15 protein-coding genes are annotated in these 19376 nt (G+C 66.9%); 4 read left to right on the forward strand and 11 right to left on the reverse strand.

What is annotated here, in order from left to right; all coding sequences use genetic code 11:
• Positions 1-111 precede the first annotated feature (111 nt).
• The 11 genes from ACFU5V_RS22265 to ACFU5V_RS22315 form a co-directional block, all read right to left on the reverse strand.
• Entirely contained in the window at positions 112-768 is a 657-nt protein-coding gene (locus tag ACFU5V_RS22265) for a carbon monoxide dehydrogenase subunit G (RefSeq protein ID WP_378701916.1), read from the reverse strand.
• Positions 765-3263 carry an aerobic carbon-monoxide dehydrogenase large subunit gene (gene cutA, locus ACFU5V_RS22270; RefSeq protein WP_378701918.1) on the reverse strand — a complete coding sequence of 833 codons (2499 nt, stop codon included), beginning with the start codon at positions 3261-3263 and terminating at the stop codon, positions 765-767. The genes ACFU5V_RS22265 and cutA overlap by 4 nt, the downstream gene beginning before the upstream one ends.
• Positions 3260-3910, reverse strand: coding sequence for a (2Fe-2S)-binding protein (locus tag ACFU5V_RS22275; protein ID WP_378701920.1), 651 nt, complete (start codon positions 3908-3910; stop codon positions 3260-3262). The genes cutA and ACFU5V_RS22275 overlap by 4 nt, the downstream gene beginning before the upstream one ends.
• Complete coding sequence (locus ACFU5V_RS22280) at positions 3907-4818, reverse strand: FAD binding domain-containing protein (RefSeq protein WP_378701922.1); 912 nt, start codon at positions 4816-4818, stop codon at positions 3907-3909. Before ACFU5V_RS22280 ends, ACFU5V_RS22275 begins: the two co-directional genes overlap by 4 nt.
• Before the next feature lie 76 nt (positions 4819-4894).
• Positions 4895-6331: a uracil-xanthine permease family protein gene (locus ACFU5V_RS22285; RefSeq protein WP_378701924.1), complete on the reverse strand. Its 1437-nt coding sequence runs from the start codon at positions 6329-6331 to the stop codon at positions 4895-4897.
• Positions 6332-6495: 164 nt separating this feature from the next.
• Complete coding sequence (locus ACFU5V_RS22290) at positions 6496-8199, reverse strand: PucR family transcriptional regulator (protein ID WP_378701926.1); 1704 nt, start codon at positions 8197-8199, stop codon at positions 6496-6498.
• A 98-nt stretch (positions 8200-8297) separates the two neighbouring features.
• The gene (locus tag ACFU5V_RS22295; RefSeq protein WP_378701928.1) at positions 8298-8927 is read right to left on the reverse strand and encodes a TetR/AcrR family transcriptional regulator; all 630 of its coding nucleotides are present in this window, start codon (positions 8925-8927) and stop codon (positions 8298-8300) included.
• Positions 8928-8977: 50 nt separating this feature from the next.
• Positions 8978-10993, reverse strand: coding sequence for a 3-hydroxyacyl-CoA dehydrogenase NAD-binding domain-containing protein (locus ACFU5V_RS22300; protein WP_378701930.1), 2016 nt, complete (start codon positions 10991-10993; stop codon positions 8978-8980).
• Between the two features lie 135 nt (positions 10994-11128).
• Complete coding sequence (locus ACFU5V_RS22305; protein ID WP_378701932.1) at positions 11129-12472, reverse strand: MFS transporter; 1344 nt, start codon at positions 12470-12472, stop codon at positions 11129-11131.
• Positions 12473-12540: 68 nt separating this feature from the next.
• Entirely contained in the window at positions 12541-13431 is an 891-nt protein-coding gene (locus ACFU5V_RS22310) for an HpcH/HpaI aldolase/citrate lyase family protein (protein ID WP_378702311.1), read from the reverse strand.
• Positions 13432-13742: 311 nt separating this feature from the next.
• Complete coding sequence (locus tag ACFU5V_RS22315; protein ID WP_378701934.1) at positions 13743-14414, reverse strand: TetR/AcrR family transcriptional regulator; 672 nt, start codon at positions 14412-14414, stop codon at positions 13743-13745.
• A 146-nt stretch (positions 14415-14560) separates the two neighbouring features.
• Between ACFU5V_RS22315 and ACFU5V_RS22320 the strand changes: the two genes are divergently transcribed.
• From ACFU5V_RS22320 to ACFU5V_RS22335, 4 genes are read left to right on the forward strand one after another with little or no spacing between them, the layout of a single operon-like run.
• Complete coding sequence (locus ACFU5V_RS22320; protein ID WP_378702313.1) at positions 14561-15061, forward strand: MaoC family dehydratase; 501 nt, start codon at positions 14561-14563, stop codon at positions 15059-15061.
• Positions 15062-15093: 32 nt separating this feature from the next.
• Complete coding sequence (locus tag ACFU5V_RS22325; protein WP_378701936.1) at positions 15094-17040, forward strand: AMP-binding protein; 1947 nt, start codon at positions 15094-15096, stop codon at positions 17038-17040.
• Between the two features lie 10 nt (positions 17041-17050).
• Positions 17051-18217, forward strand: a complete 1167-nt coding sequence (locus ACFU5V_RS22330) for an acyl-CoA dehydrogenase family protein (RefSeq protein WP_087560871.1) — start codon at positions 17051-17053, stop codon at positions 18215-18217.
• Positions 18217-19359: a CaiB/BaiF CoA transferase family protein gene (locus ACFU5V_RS22335; protein ID WP_378701938.1), complete on the forward strand. Its 1143-nt coding sequence runs from the start codon at positions 18217-18219 to the stop codon at positions 19357-19359. The genes ACFU5V_RS22330 and ACFU5V_RS22335 overlap by 1 nt, the downstream gene beginning before the upstream one ends.
• Positions 19360-19376 lie beyond the last annotated feature (17 nt).

Here is a 19376-nt window from a genome sequence, read left to right on the forward strand (position 1 = left end):
TCGCCGAACTCGGCGGTCCTCGTTCGGCGCTGCCCGCGATCGGAGGGCCCGGACAGACGACAGCACCCCGAACCGGGCGGTTCGGGGTGCTGTGTCGAGGGTGTGCGCGGGTTATTTCGAGCAGGTGCCCCGCACGAGGATGCCGCCGACGAGGACACCGGCGAGGGCGATGCCCGCACCGAGTGCCGCCGACACGAGAACGGTTGTCGTGGAAGCGCCCTCGGGCACCCCCACCCGCGCAGCCGCCGCCGCGGGAACCGGAGCGGCGGAGGAGACACTCCCGACCGCAGACACCTCGCCGGGCGCCGCGGCGACCTCGGCCGCCGGGATGCCGTTGGCGATGACGCCGTCGATGCCCTTGAAGAACACCCCGGCCATCTTCTTCGCGACGCCGGTGATCATCCGCTGCCCGACGCCGCCGACCATGCCGCCGACGACGGCGTCCGCATCGTAGCTGAGCAGGGTGCCGCCGTCGCGTTCCTCGAGCCGCACCGTCACATCGGCCTTGACGGTGCCGGGCGCACCGGCACCGGACGCCGTCATCACGAATGACTGGGGCCGATTCTGCTGCGACAGAATCACTTCGCCGTCATAGGTACCCTTGATCGACGCGACGCCCGCGGTGATGGACAGCTTGTAATGGTTGTCGCTGACCTGCTCGAGGGACTGCACCCCGGGAATGGTGGCCGCGAGGACCTTTCCGTCCTGCAGGTTGTCGTACACGGCCTCGGGTGGTGCGGTCAGTAGGGCTGTGCCTGCGATTCTCATTCGTTCTCCTTGCTCTGTGACGACGCGTGCGCGAGGCGAAGCTCGAACAACTCCGAGGGGGATATCGGCATGGATGTGATCGGGAAGCCTTCCGCGTCCTCGATCGCGGCGGCGATGACGGCGGACGTCGGAATCACGCCCGCCTCGCCCGCACCCTTCATGCCGAGGGGATTGAGGCCGGACGGGGTGACGGTGTGGTCCATCTCGAGCGAGTCGGGCATCTCGGTGACGAACGGCATCAGGAAGTCCATGTACGACGCGTTCAGCATCTGGCCGTGCTCGTCGTAGACGATCTTCTCGTACAGCGCGCCGCCGACACCTTGTGCGACCGCGCCCATGACCTGACCCTCGACGATCCGCGGGTTGATGACGTTGCCGCAGTCGTGGATGACGGCGTACCGCCGGACGTGGATCTCCGCCGTCACCGGATCGGTTTCGACGATCGCCGCGTGCACGCCGGACGCGAACGTCGACGTCGGGGGCGAGTAGTAGCCGGTGGCCTCGAGCCCGGGTTGCTCACCTTCGCGGACCGGCGGAATCGTCATGTCCGTGTCGGCTTTCGCGAATCCGGTGGCCTGCCGCGACGCGTCGTCGAACGCGTAGCGCAGCGGGTTCGACAGCACGGCGACGACACCCAGCGATATGGACGTGCCCTCGGCACCGGGCAGTGTGCCGATCTTGCACACGTGCCCGCCGCGAAGTTCCAGTTCGGCGGGGTCGAGGTTCAGTGCGTCCCCGGCGATCTTGCGGGCCTTCTCCGCGACCATCTGCGCGGCCACGTGGAACGCCGACCCGGACATCACGGCGCCGCGGGACGCGAACGTGCCGACGGCGTAACCGAATCGGCGGGTGTCGCCGGTGACGATCTCGACGTCGGTGACCGGCACGCCGAGGTCGTCCGCGACGATCTGCGCGAACGCCGTCTGGTGACCCTGCCCCTGGGTGGTCAGACCCGTTGCGGCCTTCACCTTCCCGGACGTCTCGACGAGGACGTGGGCGCCCTCGTACGGGCCGGGTCCGGTTCCCTCCACGTAGGCGCCGATCCCGATGCCCACGGACCGGCCCTCGGCCTTCGCCTGCTTCTTGTAGTCGGCGAACCCGTCCCAGTCGATGAGCTTCTTCAGCTTGTCGATCCCGGCCTGGTAGTTGCCGGTGTCGTAGATCAGCGGGCGGCCGTCCTGGAACGTGAGATGGAAGTCGTACGGCATCTCCTCGGGCCGGATGAAGTTGTGCTCGCGGACCTCGATGACGTCCTTGCCGAGATACTTCGCGATCGCGTCCATCGCCCGTTCCATCGCGAACACGGCCTGCGGGCGCCCGGCGCCGCGGTAGGGCGTGACGATGACGGTGTTCGTGTACAGCGAGTACGCGTCCACCCGGAACGATTTCGGCTTGTACGGCCCGAGCACCTGCGTCGACGTGTTCAGCATGACGATGATGCCGTACGGCAGGTACGCGCCGTTGTCGTGCCAGAACGTGAAATCGAACGCGAGGAGGGTGCCGTCGTCGTCGAAACCGACCGTCACCTCCTGGATCTGGCCGCGTTCGTGCGCGCTCGACACGAAGTGCTCACGCCGGTCCTCGACCCATTTGACCTCGCTGGAGATGCCGGCCGTCCCGAGCTGCCGCGCGGCCCAGGTGACCATGACCTCCTCCGGCCACGGGTGGACGATCTTGACGCCGAAACCGCCACCGACGTCGGGGGCGATGCAGTGGACCTTGTTGTGCGCCATCTTCAGCCGGGCCGCGATCGCGGCGCGGGCCGACGTCGACGTCTGAGTCGACGTCCAGAACGTGAGCGCCTGCTCATCGGTGTCCCAGCGCGCGTAGACGCCCTTGCCCTCCATCGGCATCGACGCCGACCGCTCGATCTCGAGGTTCAGCGTGAGCCGGTGGGGTGCGTTCGCCAGTTCCGCGTCCACGTCGCCGAATCCGTGCTGCAGGTGCGCCGCGACGTTGTCGGGGACGTCCGCGTGCACGGCGTTGTCCGCCTGCCGCGCCACGTCGATACCCACGACCGGCGGGAGCATCTCGTACGTGACGTCGATCTTGGCGCACGCGTCCTCGGCGATGTACCGGCTGTCGGCGACGACCATCGCGATCGCCTCACCGACGTGGTTCACCTCGTCCTTGGCGAGCGGATATCCGTTGCGCGGGGCGGTGATCGCCGGGTGCGGGATCAGGAGGGGCAGGTTCTCGGCCATCTCCGGGGAGTCGTCGACGAGGTCGTCGTACGTGTAGATCGCGTGCACGCCGGGCAGATCCAGGGCGGCGTCGATGTCGATCCCGGTGATCCGAGCATGCGCGTGCGGTGACCGGACGAACGCGGCGATGAGCGCGTTGTGGCCCAGATCGTCGAGGTAACGGCCCTGACCGCTGAGCAGTCGGGCGTCCTCGGTGCGGGGAATCGGTTTGCCGAACAACTTCTCCGACGCGGCGGGCGCGTCGGCACCCTTGGTGGACGCGGGCTCGGTGCGGGGTTTCGTGACGCTCATGCTCGGCCTGCCCTTCCGCCGACGGGGTTGGTCGTTCCCCTGACCTTCGGGTCGAGCGAGGCCCGCGACGACTCGTCGTCCTTACCGAGCGGGAACTCGCCCGACCGCTCGCGCTTGATCTCGGCGGCGCGCAGCACGGCCGCCCGGATGTTCTGGTAGCCGGTGCACCGGCAGAGGTTGCCGGCGATCGCGTCGGTGGCCTCCTCGCGGGTGGGCGAATCGTTCTCCTCGAGGAACGCCGCGATGGTGGTGACGAACCCGGGAGTGCAGAAACCGCACTGCAGCCCGTGGCAGTCGATGAACGCCTGCTGCACCGGGTGCAGGGTGCCGTCGGGTTCGACGAGACCCTCGACGGTGGTGACCTCCCTGCCTTCGAGGCTTGCCGCGAGTACCAGGCACGACCGCACCGGTTTGCCGTCGAGCAGCACGGTGCACGCGCCGCACACGCCGTGCTCGCAGCCGACGTGGGTTCCCGTCTGGCGTAGATGGTGCCGGATCGCGTCGGACGCGAGCGTCCGCGACGGCAGCAGCACCGTCTGCGTCACCGCGTTGAGTGTGAACGTCACCGCGACGTGCTGTTCGCCCGTCTCCTCTTGCAGCTCGGCGAGTTGCTCGTCGATGCTGGTCGTTGCCTTTGCCATGGTCATCTTCCTCCCGCCGACGCGTGCACGGCGGCACCGTCGAGTACTGCATCCTGCGCGGCCGCGAATCCGACCCGTGCGGTCAGCGCCGCCACCAGTTGCGACCGGTAGCGCGCCGTGGCGTGGATGTCGGGTTCGGTGTCGATCCGTTCCCGCGCGAACTCGGACAGATTCCGCCACAACGGGTCCCGGTCGTCCGTCGCGGACGCGCCTCGGAGGATGTCCGTGTAGTCGACGACCTCACCGAGTTCGCCGGCCGACACGTACGTCATCCGGGCCTCGGCCACCGCGCCGTCCTCGACCCGCACCTGCGCCGCGACGCCGACGAGCGCGTAGTCGCCGTGCCTGCGGGCGATCTCGTCGATCGCCGTCCCGACACCGGGCTCGGCCGCCGGGACCGTAACACTGGTCGCGATCTCGTCCGCCTCGAGGGTGCTTTCGAGCGGCCCGGCGAACAGGTCGGTCGACCGGATCTCCCGGACCCCGCGCACCGAGCGCACGGTGATCGAGCCCCCGAGCAGCGCGAGCACGGCCGGCATCTCCGCGGACGGGTCCGCGTGCACGATGGACCCGACCGTCGTGCCGCGGTTGCGGATGGTCGGGTGCGCGACGAGACGCAGCCCGCGGCCGAGCAGCGGCTGCACCTGTGCGGCGCCGCGGTCGGCTTCCAGCATCGAGTGCGTGGTCAGTGCGTCGAACGTGACACCGAGGTCGCGTGACGCCGACACCGCGTCCAGCCGGGGGATCGATCCGATGTCGACGAGGTGCGCAGGCGCGGCCAGCCGCATCGACAGCAACGGGACCAGCGACTGCCCGCCCGCGAGCACCTTGCCCTCGTGAGCCACGTCCGCGAGGATCTGACAGGCCTCGTCGATCGACCGAGGTCGGTGATAAGTCAGTGGCGACGGTTTCATTCCTCAGATCCTGCCCGTATCGTACGCTCGACGTTTCGTGAACTAGTGACAAAACTCACGTCCCACCGATGGCAGATCACGTGAACTGACCGACCCGGTCCGGGACCGTACCGTCGTCCGCGGTCGGCTTCGGGTGGTGACGGCCGGTGCCTGGACCGTCGGCGTCCTCGGCGTCCTTCGGGGCGATGAGACGGCACAGGTGGTACATGCCGATCACCACGATCGTGCCGAGCGCGATGCCGCTGAGGGAGAAGCTGTCGCTGAACGTCAACTCCACGTCACCGATCGCGATGATCAGGCCCGCCGCGATGGGCATCAGGTTGAGCGGATTGCCGAAGTCGACGCCGTTCTCCTTCCAGATCTTCGCGCCGAGCAGGCCGATGATCCCGTAGAGCACCACCGTGATTCCGCCCAGCACGCCGCCGGGGGTCGCGGAGATGACGGCGCCGAACTTGGGGGAGAAGCCGAGCAGCATCGCGATCGCACCGGCCGCGGCGTACGCGGCGGTGGAGTACACCTTCGTCGCGGCCATGACGCCGATGTTCTCGGCGTACGTCGTCGTCGGGGATCCGCCGACGCTGGTCGCGATGGTGGTGGCCAGGCCGTCGCCGATGAGGGCGCGTCCCATCATCGGGTCGAGGTCGGTCTTGGTGATCTCGGCGACGGCCTTGACGTGTCCGGCGTTCTCCGCGATCAGGGCGATCACACCGGGCAGCACGAGGACGATGAATGTGAGACTGAACGACGGCGCGTGGATGCCGACGATGCCGTTCGCCTCGTCGGAGAACGGCGGAAGCCCGATCCACGATGCGGAGGAGACGCCGTCCCAATTGACGCGGAAGTGCTCGGTGACTGCGCCGGCGACCGGGTCGTACGACGTGATCATGCCGGTCGTCACGTCGAGCACCCACGACAGCACGTACCCGAACAGCAGGGTCAGGAAGATCGCGACCCGGCCGAGGAACCCGCGGAGCGCGACGCTCGCCACCACCAGCACGACCATCACGGTCAGCGCGACCCACTGGTCCTGGGGCCAGTACGTACCGGCCACGACCGGGGCCAGGTTGAACCCGATCAGCATGACGACGGCGCCGGTGACCACGGGCGGCAGGATCTTGAACACCACCCCGCCGCCGAGGAAGTGGATCAGCACGCCGATCCCGGCGAGCACGAGGCCGGACACGAGGATCGCCCCCGTCACCTGCGCGGACGTGCCGCCCTGGGCGCGGATGGCGGCGATGCCGCCGACGAATGCGGCCGACGTCCCCAGGTAGCTGGGAATGCGGCCCTTGACGACCAGCAGGAAGAAGAGGGTACAGAAACCCGACAACATCACGGCCAGTTGAGGATTGAGGCCCATGATGATCGGGAAGACGAACGTGGCCCCGAACATCGAGACCACGTGCTGCCCGCCGAGCCCGATCGTGCGACCCCAGCTCAGCCGTTCACTCGGGGCGACGACCTCACCGGGCGCGATGGTCTTGCCATCTCCGTGCAATGTCCAGATAGGCATAGGGGGACCTTTCAGACAGGTGACGGTGCAAGGGTGCCGGCGGCCGGCTTCGCTGATGTGCCGCATGTCACAGTTGCACCTCGATAGGAGGGCAACGTTATTACAGCGTCAGCCACCCGGCGTGAGAAGAATCTGCCAGCGCGTGTCCGGCGAAATTGGCAACTTTAGGAATTGATGCCGCGCATCGCCATGATCTTGAGGGCGAGAGACAGGTCGAGACGCAATTCGGGGTGATCGGTGAACGACCCGAGCATCTTCTCGAGCTTCACCACCCGGTACCGCAGGGTGTTGTAGTGAAAGTGGAGTTGACGTGCGGTTTCGGCGATGTTGATGTTCGTGGCGAGCAGCACCTCGAGGGTGCGCCGCATGTCCTGCGCCTCGGGTGTGTCGGCCGTCAGTTCGCGCAGCGTCTCGCTCGCGAACGATTCGAGTTCGCGGTCGTCCTCGACGAGGCTCAGCAGTCGGTACACGCCGAGGTCGTCGAAATGCGTCACCGCCCAGGCGCCGGTGATCTGCCGCCCCACCTTCAGCGCGGTCCGGGCCTGGCCGTACAGGGCCGGGATGCCGTCCACCGTGTCCGTCGGCCGGGACACCCCCACCCCGAACGCCCGGCGACCACCGCCGCCGGCGCCGCGCACGGTGGCGACGAGTTCGTGGACGAGGTTCATCGTGTCGGTGCCGACACCCATCAGGATCACCGTCTCCGTCGCCAGTGCGGTGACGGCAGCACCGGTGTCGCGGCCCGCGACGGCGCTGGTGAACGCCCGCGCCTGCCGCTCGACGAGCGGCATCCGGGTCGGCATCGACGGTTCGTCCTCGCCGACCGGATCGGGTTCGATCACCACGACCACCACGGGCCGGTCCAGGTCCCAGCCGAACGTCTTGGCGTGCGCGACCACGTGCTCGTGTTCGCCGCCGCGGCCGAGCAGCAGGTCACGCACGAAGTTGGCGCGGTGCTTCTCCTCCACCGAGGACACGACCAGTTCGCGGGCCACCACCAGGGCGCACACCGCCGCCGCCTGCTCGACGAGATACAGGTCTTCGCTGCGCAGCGGGTGCCCGGTGGTGAAGTGCACCAGCCGCCCGTGATCGATGCCGTTGGCCGAAATCGCTGAGACGGCGATGAACTCGTCGCCCAGCCGGTGCAGGCCGAGCCCACCCTCCGTCGAATCGGTGCGGACCCGTCCGGTGGAGTCGAGCGCCGCACTTGCCGCCAGCCGGCGCAGTTCGGACTCGTCGCCCGCCCGGCACAACTGGCGTCCGTCGGGTGTCGTGATCAGCACCGCCCCGCCCAGTTCACGGGCGACGGCGACGGACAGTTCGGCGAACCCACCGCCCGCCATCACGACGTCGACGAGCACCCGCCGCAACCGGTCCGCCTCGAACACGGCGTCGACCTGCCGGGCTGACGACTCCGCGAGAGCAGCGGCCAGCGGATGTGCCTGCGAATACAGCTCCGCGACCACGACGACGGGAAACCCGAGTTCGTCGGCTGCATCGGACATCTCGGCAGGCAGCGATGCGGTGGGGTCGTCCAGGTGGACGGCGAGCCCCGAGACGCCCCGCCGGTCGAGCCGGGCGAGGAACGCGTCGAACGGTTCGACCAGCCGGCCGAGAACCGCGGTCGTGGTGATCAGCAACTGCCCGGTCCGGAGCCACGGCCCGATGTCCGGCACCGCCATCACGGCGATGTTCGACACCTCACGCGAGGTGCCGCTCTCGCCGCCGACGAGGGTCGGGGAGACGAGCAGATCGGACGCCAGCACGTCGGCGAGCGTTTGCGGCGCAATGCCCGGACCAGGCCCGTTGCCGGAGTCGGCGGCTGCGCGGAACCCGGGAGCGGAACCGCCGACATCCCTCGCCGTCACTGCAACACCCTGCTCACCTGATCCGACACTCGCCCCGGATGGCGCGAAAGTGTGACCTTAAGTCGCGACCCGAACAGCCGTCAAACGATGGTTGCCAATCAGCGACCGATGCCGTTGCGGACGAGGTCCTGCGCGTTTCGGATCACCGACTGGAGGGTCTGCCGTTCAGGGTCCCACCATTCGTTGGCCCAGCTCAATGCTCCGATGATCAGTCCTTGCGCCGCATAGAGATTCAAGTCGGGTTGAAGTTGTCCGGCTTCGGCTGCCTCGGCGAGGTGTCGTCGCCAGATCATGCCGTACTCTCGGCGCAACTCTTGTTGCCGTTCCCGGATATCCTCGGGCATCTGGCTCATGTTGCGGGTCGAGGCCGCCGCGTAGTGCGAGATCGTCAAGGCTACTTCCAGATGACCCGCAACGGCCGCGAGTATCCGATCGAGTGGCGTCGCGGTGGCCGGGAGAGCGTCGATGATGAAGGTCACGTGTTCGATGAATCGTCGGTGACCGACGGTCATCACCTCGTCGACGAGGTCGTCTCGTGAGGGGAAGTAGCGGTAGATCGCGGGTGCTCTGATTCCCGCGATCTCGGCGATGTCTGCAAGCTTGGTTCCCGCGTATCCATCCCGGAACATGACCTCTGCGGCGGCATCGAGTATCAGCTGACGGGTGTGCTTGCCGCTGCGCGCGGGGGCGTCGCCACGCCGTCCCTTGCCGGAGGTGTCCTTCGTCACCGGTTCACGGTAGAGGACCCGAGGCATCACGCCGTCATCGCGGGTACGGGTCATCGCCGCTCGCGAACCTCGTTCAGGCAGCGTGCAACGGCTTCAGGGAGGTGACCGCGCGATGCGGGTTCGGCCACCGAGAAAGTGACCGGGCACGACGCGTGAACAGCGGCAAGGGCCTCGACGATCTCGCTGTCGGACCGCGCGGACATCGCTCGGACCGGACCACCGAGCGCTTTGGGGAATGCGAACCCTTCGGTCATGGCCACATCGATGTCGGATGCGCGCTCGGCGGTTGCGCAGTCCACGAGGACCGCGGCGCCGCACAGCATCGAGGCCAGGACCCTGTCTCGGATCTCCGAATCGTCGATGTGGCGGGGCTCGACGCCCTTGTTCGCACGTTCGGCCGCGATGATTCGGTCGACAGCGGGGTCGGGTTCTCCGCGTCGCGAATCGTCGGGATAGGTGAACCACCCGGTTCCGGTCTTCTGCCCGAGTCGGCCGGTTTCACACAGTCGGTCGGCGATCGCGACGTAACGTTGCCGTGGATCACGCGTGGCTGCGAGCCGTTTTCGGCGCGCCCAGGCGATGTCGAGTCCGGACATGTCGGCGACAGCGAAGGGGCCGATCGGCATGCCGAGTCCGCGCATCGCACGGTCGACGTCCGACGGTGAGGTGCCTTCTTCGACCAGGAACTCGACCTGCGTGCGGTAGTCGGCGTAGACGCGATTGGCGACGAACCCGTCACCGAGTCCGGCGGGAATTGCGACCTTGCCCAGGGTGGCGGCGATCCGGGACAGGGTGGCGGCGGTTGCGTCGTCGGTTGCCGGAGTGCGGATCACCTCGACGAGGGGATTGCGATGTGGCGGATTGAAGAAATGCAGCCCGGCGAATCGATTGCGATACTCGAGCGCACGCGACATCTCACAGAGATCGAGATAGGAGGTGTTGCTCGCGATGATCGCGTCGTCCCGAAGTTTGGGCTCCAGGTTTTCGAGCAGGTCGGTCTTGACTCCCATGTCCTCGAACACGGCGTCGATGACGAGATCGGAGTCGGACAGACCGGTGATGTCGGCGGCGGTACGGATCCCGCTGACCTGTGAGTCGAGCCGTTCCACCGCGGCAGGGTCCCGGTCGTAGACGACGACCGCGAACCCGTGATCGATGAAGGCTCGGGCCAGGGATGCGCCCATGGTTCCCGCGCCGGCGATGCCCACCGTGCGGACCGGCAGTGGGTTTGCAGGTGAGCGAAGCGCTTTCGCTGCCGCCCGGCGTGCGAAGAACAGGTAGCGCAGGTTGCTCGCCTCGCCGGACAGCCTGAGCCGGTTGAACACCTTCCGTTCCGCATCGAGGACCTCATCGACCTCGCCGTCACCCGCGCGACGAACCAGGTCGATCGCCTCGAGGACGTTGGGGCGAGCCCGCCGGCTCACCCGCGCGACCACCGCTTCGATGTCTTCGGCGGTAGCGGGTGGCACCTGCCGGTCGATCAGTCGGGACTTGCCGCTGACCGACCTCGCGAGCTCGACCGCGCGATCGACGAGTTCGTCGGCCGGAACGATGTCGTCGAGAATGCCGACGCGGAGTGCCTCGTCGGCATCGATTCGCCGCGCCGACGCCACCAGATCGATGGCGATGGGGACACCGGTGAGGCGGGGCGTACGGACCGTTCCGCCGGCACCCGGCACCATCCCGAGGGTCACCTCGGGGAATCCGACCTGGACCGTGGGGTCTCCGATCCGCCGGTCGCAGCCGAGAGCGAATTCGAGTCCGCCGCCCAGGGCGAGCCCGGTGAGGGCGGCGACCACGGGCACGTCCAGCTGTTCGACGGCCGCGATGACCGAGGGCAGTTGCGGTTCCCGAACGTCACCGGCGAACTCGGAAAGGTCCGAGCCGGCGTAGAAGTGCGTCAGCGCCGAGGCGATCACCACACCCTCCACCTGCCGATCCGTCGCGAGGTTCTGCAGGGACCGGGCGAGGTCGGCCCGCAGAGTCGCATTGCCCATGTTCACCGGGGGGTTGTTCAGGAGAAGTACCGCGATCGTTCCGCGAAGGCTGGTGGTGACCGTGGACATGATGAGGGCCTTTCTTCGTCGCACATCGTGATCGTTCGGAATTGACGTCGCCGAGGGCGAGGACGGGAGTCTCCGATATCGTGCCGACCAGCAGAGGCGGTGAGCCAGTGCTGGTCGGCACGCGGGATGTCGAGACTATTTCCCGATGCGTTCGGCCGCGGGGGCGACGAACTCGGCGTTGGAATTCTCGTTGACGCCCTTGAACCCGAACCACGCGACGATTGCCGCGATGGCGGAGATGAGGGACAGGTAGTACCCGGGCGCCAGCTCGATGTCGGTGCCCCCCAGCCAGGTGGCCACATAGGGCGCGGTGCCACCGAAGACGGCGATGGAGATCTGATAGGGCACTGCGCCGGCGGAGAATCGGATGCGGGCGGGGAAGAGGTCGACCATGGAGACGGCCACGATGGAGGTCACACCGGCGGCGAAGAACCCGATCCCTATCAAGGCGACTAACGACGCGGCGAACGTCTGTTTGTGGAGCAGGTAGAACGCCAGCGGCGCGAACATTGCCATACCCAGTGCCGCGAACACGGCGACCTGGCGGCGGCCGATCTTGTCCACGCACAGCCCGTAAACGGGGGACACGGCGGTGTAGAAAAGCAGTGCGATGGCCAGGGCGCTGAGCGACGCGGTGTAGCTGAGCGCGGCCACCTTCATCATGTAGGCCACTGTGAAGCCGGTGAGCATGTAGAAGGCGACACCGTTGAGCATGTTCCATCCGAAGACGGTGGCCATCGACTTCTTCGCTACCCGGATGCCCTCGGCGAGCGGCGCCGACTCGACCTGGCCGGATTCGCGCACCGCCTTGAATTCTGGTGTCTCCTCGATGCGCATCCGCAGGAAGATGGCGATGATGCCCATCGGTCCGGCGAGCAGGAACGGGATCCGCCAGCCCCACGAGGCGAGGTCGGCCTCGGACACCGACGAGGTCACGATGAGGGAGACGACAGCGGCGGTTGCGGTTCCGATGCCGACCGCGGCGGGAGAGAGCGAACCGTATCGCCCGCGCCATCCCCGGGGTGCATGCTCGACCACGTAGATCGTCGCGCCGGCATACTCGCCACCGGCCGACAACCCCTGGAACACCCGCAGGACGACGAGCAGGACGGTGGCCCACACGCCGAGGCCCGCGTGCGTCGGCAGCACGCCGAGCAGGACGGTCGACAGGCTCATGAGGATCACGGCGGTCAGGAGGGCGGCCCGACGACCGATGCGGTCACCGATCCACCCGAACACGAAGGCCCCGAAGGGGCGGACGAAGAATCCCAGCGCGAACACCGCGAAGGTGGACAGGAGCGCGGCGCTCGGGTCGGACGACGGGAAGAACAGCGCCGAGATGGTGACAGCGAAGAAGCCGTAGAGGCCGAAGTCGTACCACTCGATGAAGTTGCCAATGGCGCCGGCGTAGATGGCGCGGCGGCGCGCCGCGGATTCGGTGACTTGTCTCGGTGGCGAGGACACATGGGCGGAGGGCATGGCAATCCTTCCGGAGGGCCGGGGAGGGGAGAACTTTGTTGGGGGAGAGCGGATTCAGTCGGGATGGTTCAGACGAGGGCGAGGGCGTCGGCGAGGGCGATGACGCCCTCCGCGGTCTTGGCGTGAGCGAGGTCGATGTGCTGGCCCTCGAAGTCGACTGCACCGTGTCCCTGAGCTTCGGCGTCGTGGAAGGCCTGGACCATGCGTCGGTAGAAGTCGACCTTTTCGGGGGAGGGGGTGAAGACCTCGTTGGCGATCTCGACGTGGGACGGGTGGATGAGGGTCATGCCCCGGTACCCGAGGCGGCGGTTGTCCTCACAGAAGGTGCGGAATCCGTCCAGATCTGCGATGTCCTGCCACACGCCGCCGATCGGGTGGTGGAGCCCGTTCGCCCGGGACGCGAGCACGATGCGGCTGCGCAGATACAGGGTTTCGAGGCCCCCCGGGGTAAATTCGAATCCAAGCTCACGTCCGACATCGGCGTTGGGTCCGGTGGCGCCGAGGAGTGCAGCAACCCGCGGAGTGGCCGCGGCCATCGCCTCGCAGTTCGCCATCGACGAGGCGGTTTCGAGGCTCAGCAGGAAACCGATCTTTCCAGCGGGAAGGCCACGGGTTTCTTCGAGATGGGACACGACAGCGTCGATCCGGACGATGTCCTCGGCGTTGAAGGTCTTCGGAAGCAGCAGCCCCGCGACGCCGGGTACGACGACGGCGTCGAGATCGCCGCCCATCAGTCCCGTATCGCGGCTGTTGGGCCTAACCCACACATCCGCGCGTAGTCCCTGGTCGTGGAGACGGCCGATGGTCCCGGCGACGGTGTCGCGTGCGGTCATCTTGTCCGCGGCGGGGACGGAGTCCTCCAGGTCGAGAATGATCGCGTCGGTGCCCGACGCAACGGCCTTGTCGGCCCATGCGCCCTTGTGGCCCGGCACGAAGAGCATGGACCGATACGGTCGAATTGTGGTCATGGAGGACTTCTCCTTCGAGATGATGGTCTTTCGAGTTCGATCGACTTCGACGGACCGGGATCGACGGATCACTGGAATCAGAGTTCACGACAAGGAAATTGGAGTGACATGCAGTTTGCCGACGTGGATCGGACCGCGGGTTGACCTGCCGTCCCGGTGCGTGAATCGATCGTAGATTAACGTGATGTGGATGACAATAGCCCCGACCTGGGTCGATCCGTCGGTCGTTGCCCTGGGGCACCGTCCACCCACGACGGACAAGCTCGACGCGCCCCGATTCGCGCAGGTCGGGGCCCGATCCGCTAGGCGCGGGGCTCGATGAACAGCGGGAACGTCGCCTGCGCGGAGCGGTTCTCCAGTCCGCGGCGAACGATGGTCTGCGCGGTCGCGATCACGATCTCCACCGGGACCCTGTCCTCGCGCCACCATTCCACGGCCCAGTTCAAAGCGCCCATGATCAGCATGCGCGTGAGGTAGGGGTCGGCGTCAGGTCTGATCCGGCCGGCCGTGTGTGCGGCGTTCATCAGGTCACGCCAGACGGTGCCGTATTCCTCCTCGTCGACGCTGATCGCGGCGCGCATGGAGTCGGGAAGTTGGCGGGAGTTACGGACCGCAGCGATGGTGTAGTCCGACATGCCGAGCGTCACGCGCAAATGCGCCTCGACTGCGACCGCGATCTTATCCAGCGGGTCCGTGTCCGGCGGCAATTCGGCGAGAGCGTGACGAACATGGGTGTTGACCTGCGTAGTTCCTTCCCGGATGACCGCTTCGATGAGCTCTTCCAGGGAGGCGAAATGGTAGTAGATCGCCGCCGTTTGAAGACCCGCCTCCGATGCGACCTGGAAGAGTCGGGTGCCGGCGTAGCCGCGTTCTCCAACCACCCGAGCAGTGGCATCCATGATGCGCTGCCGGGTTCGCGCGGCTTTGGTTCCGGCGGGCGAGTTCGACTCGGTTCCGCGTCTCGTGTCTGTCATCGATTGAAAATTAGCACAGAAGGCGCTGTTGACTCGTACGTTAATCGACAGTAGATTAACTCTCGGATGGGGCACACGCCTCATGTCACTCGACTCCGATCCCGCTCATCGCGCGGACGTGAGGTCACTTCCTATTCCTGGCGGAACTGCCAGACGTTCGTCACGCGAAACAAAGTGAAAGGCAGGGCGCCGATATGCCCGGTTTGTATTTCGAGGAGTTCGAATCCGGTCTCGTGATCGACCACCCGACGAGGCGGACGGTCTCCGAGTACGACAACGTACTGTTCAGCTCGCTGACGCTGAACCTCGCGCCCCTGCACCTGGATGCGGAGTACAGCAAGAACACCGAATTCGGCCAGCGACTGGTCAACAGCCTCTACATCCTCGGGCTGGTCTGCGGTGTCCCCGTGCCCGAGACCACCCTCGGCACGACGGTCGCGAATCTCGGGTTCGAGGAGATCACGTTCCCCAAGCCTGTGTTCCACGGCGACACCATCCACGTCCGCACCGAGATCATCGGCAAGCGAGAGTCCAAGAGCCGCAACGACGCCGGAATCGTCTTCTTCCGTCACCTCGGACTCAACCAAAGTGACGAGATCGTGTGCAACGCCCGCCGCAACGGGCTCATGCTCAAGCGCCCCGCCTGATCCCCATCCGATCACACAAGAAGGACGTGCACATGAAGGGGCAATGCGTCTTCGGAACCTCCTCCTCACCCGCCTGGATGCCAACCGAGGAGATCATCTCCCGGAACCGGCTGCTCGCAGCGATGAAGCGGTGGGGATACGAGTCAGTGGAGGAACTACATACCGCATCGATCGACGATCCCGAGTGGTTCTGGCGGGCGGTGATCGACGACCTCGACATCGAGTTCGGCCGCCCGTTCACCGCGGTGCTCGACGACTCCGCCGGCAAACCGCTTCCGAAGTGGTTCGTCGGAGGCGGGATCAATCTGGCGCACCTGTGTTCACACCGCCACGCGGCGGGCGACCTCGCCGACCGTGACGCCATCGTCTACGAGGCCGACAACGGCACTCGACGGGCGCTCACCTTCGCCGAACTCGACCGTGAGGTGCGCCGGTTCGCGGCGAACCTGCGCGACCTCGGCGTCGGCAAGGGCGACCGGATCGTGCTGTTCACCCCGGTGGCCACCGAGACCGCGGTGGCCTTCCTCGCTGCCGCCATGATCGGCGCGGTCGTGGTCCCGGCGTTCTCCGGCTACGGCGCCGAGGCCGTAGCCTCACGCATCCGCAGCTCCGAGGCGGTCGTGCTCGTGACGGCGGACGCGACGACCCGCCGCGGCAAGCGGATACCCCTCAAAGAGACCGCGGACGAGGCCCTCGCGGAGACGACGTCGATCCGCAAGGTCATCGTCGTTCGCAATCTCGGCGACGGGGCTCCGATGACTGCCGGCCGCGACCTCTACTGGGACGAACTCCCGGCCGACCCCGCGCCGACCCCGACCGTGGACACCGACCCCAACGACCCGGTCGTCATCGCCTACACCTCCGGTACCACCGGCGCACCGAAGGGCATCGTCCACTCACACGGCGGATTGGCCGCCAAGTGCGGTGTCGACGCGGCCTACGGATTCGACGTCCACCGGGGCGATGTCGTCGCCTGGATCGCCGACATCGGCTGGATGCTGTACGGCGTACTCCTCATCGGAGTTCTCCAGCACGGCGCCACCCTGGTTCTGACCGAAGGCGTCCCGACGTACCCGAGCCGGAACCGGCTGTGGGAAATCGTCGAACGCAACGGGGTCACCCTGCAGGGCATCGCTCCGACCGCGGCACGGGCGATCATGGCGGCCACACAGAACGAGGAAATCGGTCAGGACCTGTCGACCCTCGTTTCCTTCGCCTCCACGGGTGAGGCATGGGACGAGCCCACCTGGCGGTGGTTGTTCGACCACGTCGGCAAGGGCACCCGCCCCGTCATCAACTACAGCGGCGGAACCGAGGTCCCCGGCGGAATCATCGTCTGCTACCCGTTCCTCGCCGCGGACGCGGCGTCGTTCAACGGCCCCATGCTGGGTATGGACGCCGCCGTCCTCGACGCGGCCGGTGCGCCGGTCTTCGACGAAATCGGGGAACTGGCCGTGATGAACACCTGGCCCGGAATGACCCACTCGTTCTGGAGGGATACCGACCGCTATCTGAAAACCTATTGGGACACCTGGCCCGACGTCTGGGTTCACGGTGACCTGGCAAGCGTGTCGCCGTCCGGGAGCTGGAAGATCCACGGCCGTTCGGACGACACGATGAAGGTGTCCGGGCGGCGAATCGGGCCCGCGGAGCTCGAGGCCGCCCTGCTCAAGGATCCTCGCATCGTCGAGGTCGCCGTGATCGGGGTGCCCGACGAACACCGCGGCCAGAAGGTCGTTGCCTTTGTCGTCGTGCGGGACGCCGGGACCGACGAGGACGACCTCGTCGCCACGGCGGTCCACAACGTCGGGCGGTCATTCGCCCCCGACGTCCACCTTGTGTCGGCTCTGCCGAAGACCAAGAACGGCAAGATCATGCGCCGCGTCATCCGCGCACAGCATCTCGGAGAACCGACGGGCGATCTCGCCGCACTCGACTCCGTGGACAGTCTCGCCGCCATTCCCTCTTTGCAGAATTAGGAGAAACACCATGACCATCGTCACCGAGGAAACCACCGTCGACGTCGTCAGAAAGGCGACACGCGATCTGGCCCGCAGCTTCGATCTCGAATACTGGCGGCAGAAGGACAAGAAGGCCGAATACCCTCGCGAGTTCGTCAAGGCGTTCGCCGACGGTGGCTGGCTGGGCCTGATCATTCCCGAGGAATACGGCGGACTCGGGCTCGGGATGACCGAGGCGGCCGTGATGCTCTACGAGATCTCCGCTTCCGGTGCCGCGAACAGTGGTGCGTCGGCCATCCACTTCTCGATCTTCCCCCCGGCGCCGATCATCAACTTCGGCTCCGAGGAAATGAAGAAGCAGTGGCTACCGAAGATCGCCAGCGGCGAAATCCTCATGTGCTTCGGCGTCACCGAACCCACCGCCGGCGTCGACACCTCCCGCATCCGCACCATGGCCAAGAAGGTCGACGGGGGCTGGGTCGTCAACGGTCAGAAGGTCTGGATCAGCAACGCGCAGAACGCGGACAAGATCCTGCTGCTCGCCCGCACCTCACCGCGCGATGACGCCAACCCGCTCGACGGCATGACGATCTTCTTCACCGATCTCAACCGGGACCACGTCACCATCCGGGAGATCGAGAAGTGCGGCCGTTCGGCGCTGGACTCGAACGAGCTGTTCATCGACGACCTGCCGGTCCGGGACGACGAGGTCGTCGGCGAAGTCGGCAAGGGCTTCCAGTACCTCATCGACGGACTCAACCCCGAGCGCATCGTTGTCGCCATGGAACAAATCGGAATCGGTCGCGCCGCAATGGACATCGCGGTTCAGTACGCCAAGGACCGAGTCGTGTTCGATCGCCCCATCGGCAAGAACCAGGCGGTAGCGCATCCACTGGCAGACTCGTGGATCCGCCTCGAGGCAGCTGAGCGGATGGCCATGCATGCGGCGACCCTGTTCGACACGCAACAGCGATGCGGCAAGGAAGCCGCCGCAGCGAAATTCCTCGGCGCCGAAGCCGGGTTCGAAGCCTGCAATCGCGCGATGTCGACCCTGGGCGGCTACGCGTACTCGAAGGAATACCACGTCGAGCGGCTGTGGCGGGAATGCCGCCTCCAGTTGAACGCGCCGTTCTCGCAAGAGATGGTGCTCAACTTCGTCTCGCACAACGTCCTCAAAATGCCGAGGTCGTACTGATGTCCGCGCGGCGCGGTGCCCTCTCCGGAACACGAGTTGTCGTTCTGGAGGGACTCGGGCCCACCCCGTTCATCTCGATGCTGCTCTCCGACATGGGCGCCGACGTCGTCCGCGTCGCGCGCCCACAGCACCGCTCCGCGCGCGAGATCGGACAGACCAAGGGACTGTCCCCGGACCGGGACGTGGTCAACCGGGGGACCACCTCCGTCGAAGCCGATCTCAAGAGTCCCGCCGGGATCGAATCCGTGCTCCGCCTCATCGACTCGGCGAACATCTTCATGGAGGGCTACCGTCCCGGCGTCGCCGAGCGGCTCGGTCTCGGCCCGGACGTCGTCCTCGACCGCAATCCGGCGATTGTGTTCGCACGGATCACCGGCTACGGCCAGACCGGCCGCCTGGCGAAGGCTGTCGGACACGACATCAACTACATCGCCCAGTCCGGTGTCCTGCACACCCTCGGACATCCCGGTGAACGCCCCCGGCCGGCGGTGAACTACCTCGGCGACTACGCCGGCGGCGGCGCACTCGGCGCCTACGGAATCGTCTGCGCCCTGTTCGAGTCCGCTCGGTCGGGCGAGGGGCAAGTCGTCGATGTCTCGATGGTGGACGGAGCGGCACTGCTCACCGCACGCATGCAGGGCCTGCGTGCGGCAGGCCTGTTCTCCGACGAGCCAGGAACCAATCACATCGACAACGGGGCACCGTTCTACGACACCTACCGCTGCGCCGACGGGCGGTACGTCGCGGTCGGCGCCCTCGAAGCGGATTTCTACCTCGCATTCCTCGCCGGGCTCGGAGAGGACACCACGGCGTGGCCCGACCGGGACGACGAGGCGAACTGGCCGACGCTGCGGGCCTTGATCGAGGAACGGGTCGCGACCCGCTCGATGGCCGAATGGACAAAGATTTTCGACGGCACCGATGCCTGCGTGACCGCGGTGCTGAACTTCCCCGAGGCGGCCCGCGACGCACACAACGCCGAACGCGGGGTGTACGTCGACGTCCACGGGATTTGCCATCCCGCGCCCTCACCGCGTCTGCACCGAACACCGGCCCGCCGGCCGGGACTGTCCGCCCGTGAGGGAGCAACCGTCGACGACGTCCTCGCAAACTGGTCCGCTCCGGCGGGCCTGCCCTCCTGACCCACCGCCACGAAGGA

Origin of the sequence: Rhodococcus sp. NPDC057529, from assembly GCF_042802055.1 — a bacterium.
Classification (GTDB): Bacteria; Actinomycetota; Actinomycetes; order Mycobacteriales; family Mycobacteriaceae; genus Rhodococcus_F.

Coding starts and splice junctions, on each gene's coding strand:
- ACFU5V_RS22265 (WP_378701916.1), bottom strand. CDS start 768: ATGAGAATCGCAGGCACAGCCCTACTGACCGCACCACCCGAGGCCGTG.
- cutA (WP_378701918.1), bottom strand. CDS start 3,263: ATGAGCGTCACGAAACCCCGCACCGAGCCCGCGTCCACCAAGGGTGCC.
- ACFU5V_RS22275 (WP_378701920.1), bottom strand. CDS start 3,910: ATGACCATGGCAAAGGCAACGACCAGCATCGACGAGCAACTCGCCGAG.
- ACFU5V_RS22280 (WP_378701922.1), bottom strand. CDS start 4,818: ATGAAACCGTCGCCACTGACTTATCACCGACCTCGGTCGATCGACGAG.
- ACFU5V_RS22285 (WP_378701924.1), bottom strand. CDS start 6,331: ATGCCTATCTGGACATTGCACGGAGATGGCAAGACCATCGCGCCCGGT.
- ACFU5V_RS22300 (WP_378701930.1), bottom strand. CDS start 10,993: ATGTCCACGGTCACCACCAGCCTTCGCGGAACGATCGCGGTACTTCTC.
- ACFU5V_RS22305 (WP_378701932.1), bottom strand. CDS start 12,472: ATGCCCTCCGCCCATGTGTCCTCGCCACCGAGACAAGTCACCGAATCC.
- ACFU5V_RS22315 (WP_378701934.1), bottom strand. CDS start 14,414: ATGACAGACACGAGACGCGGAACCGAGTCGAACTCGCCCGCCGGAACC.
- ACFU5V_RS22325 (WP_378701936.1), top strand. CDS start 15,094: ATGAAGGGGCAATGCGTCTTCGGAACCTCCTCCTCACCCGCCTGGATG.
- ACFU5V_RS22330 (WP_087560871.1), top strand. CDS start 17,051: ATGACCATCGTCACCGAGGAAACCACCGTCGACGTCGTCAGAAAGGCG.
- ACFU5V_RS22335 (WP_378701938.1), top strand. CDS start 18,217: ATGTCCGCGCGGCGCGGTGCCCTCTCCGGAACACGAGTTGTCGTTCTG.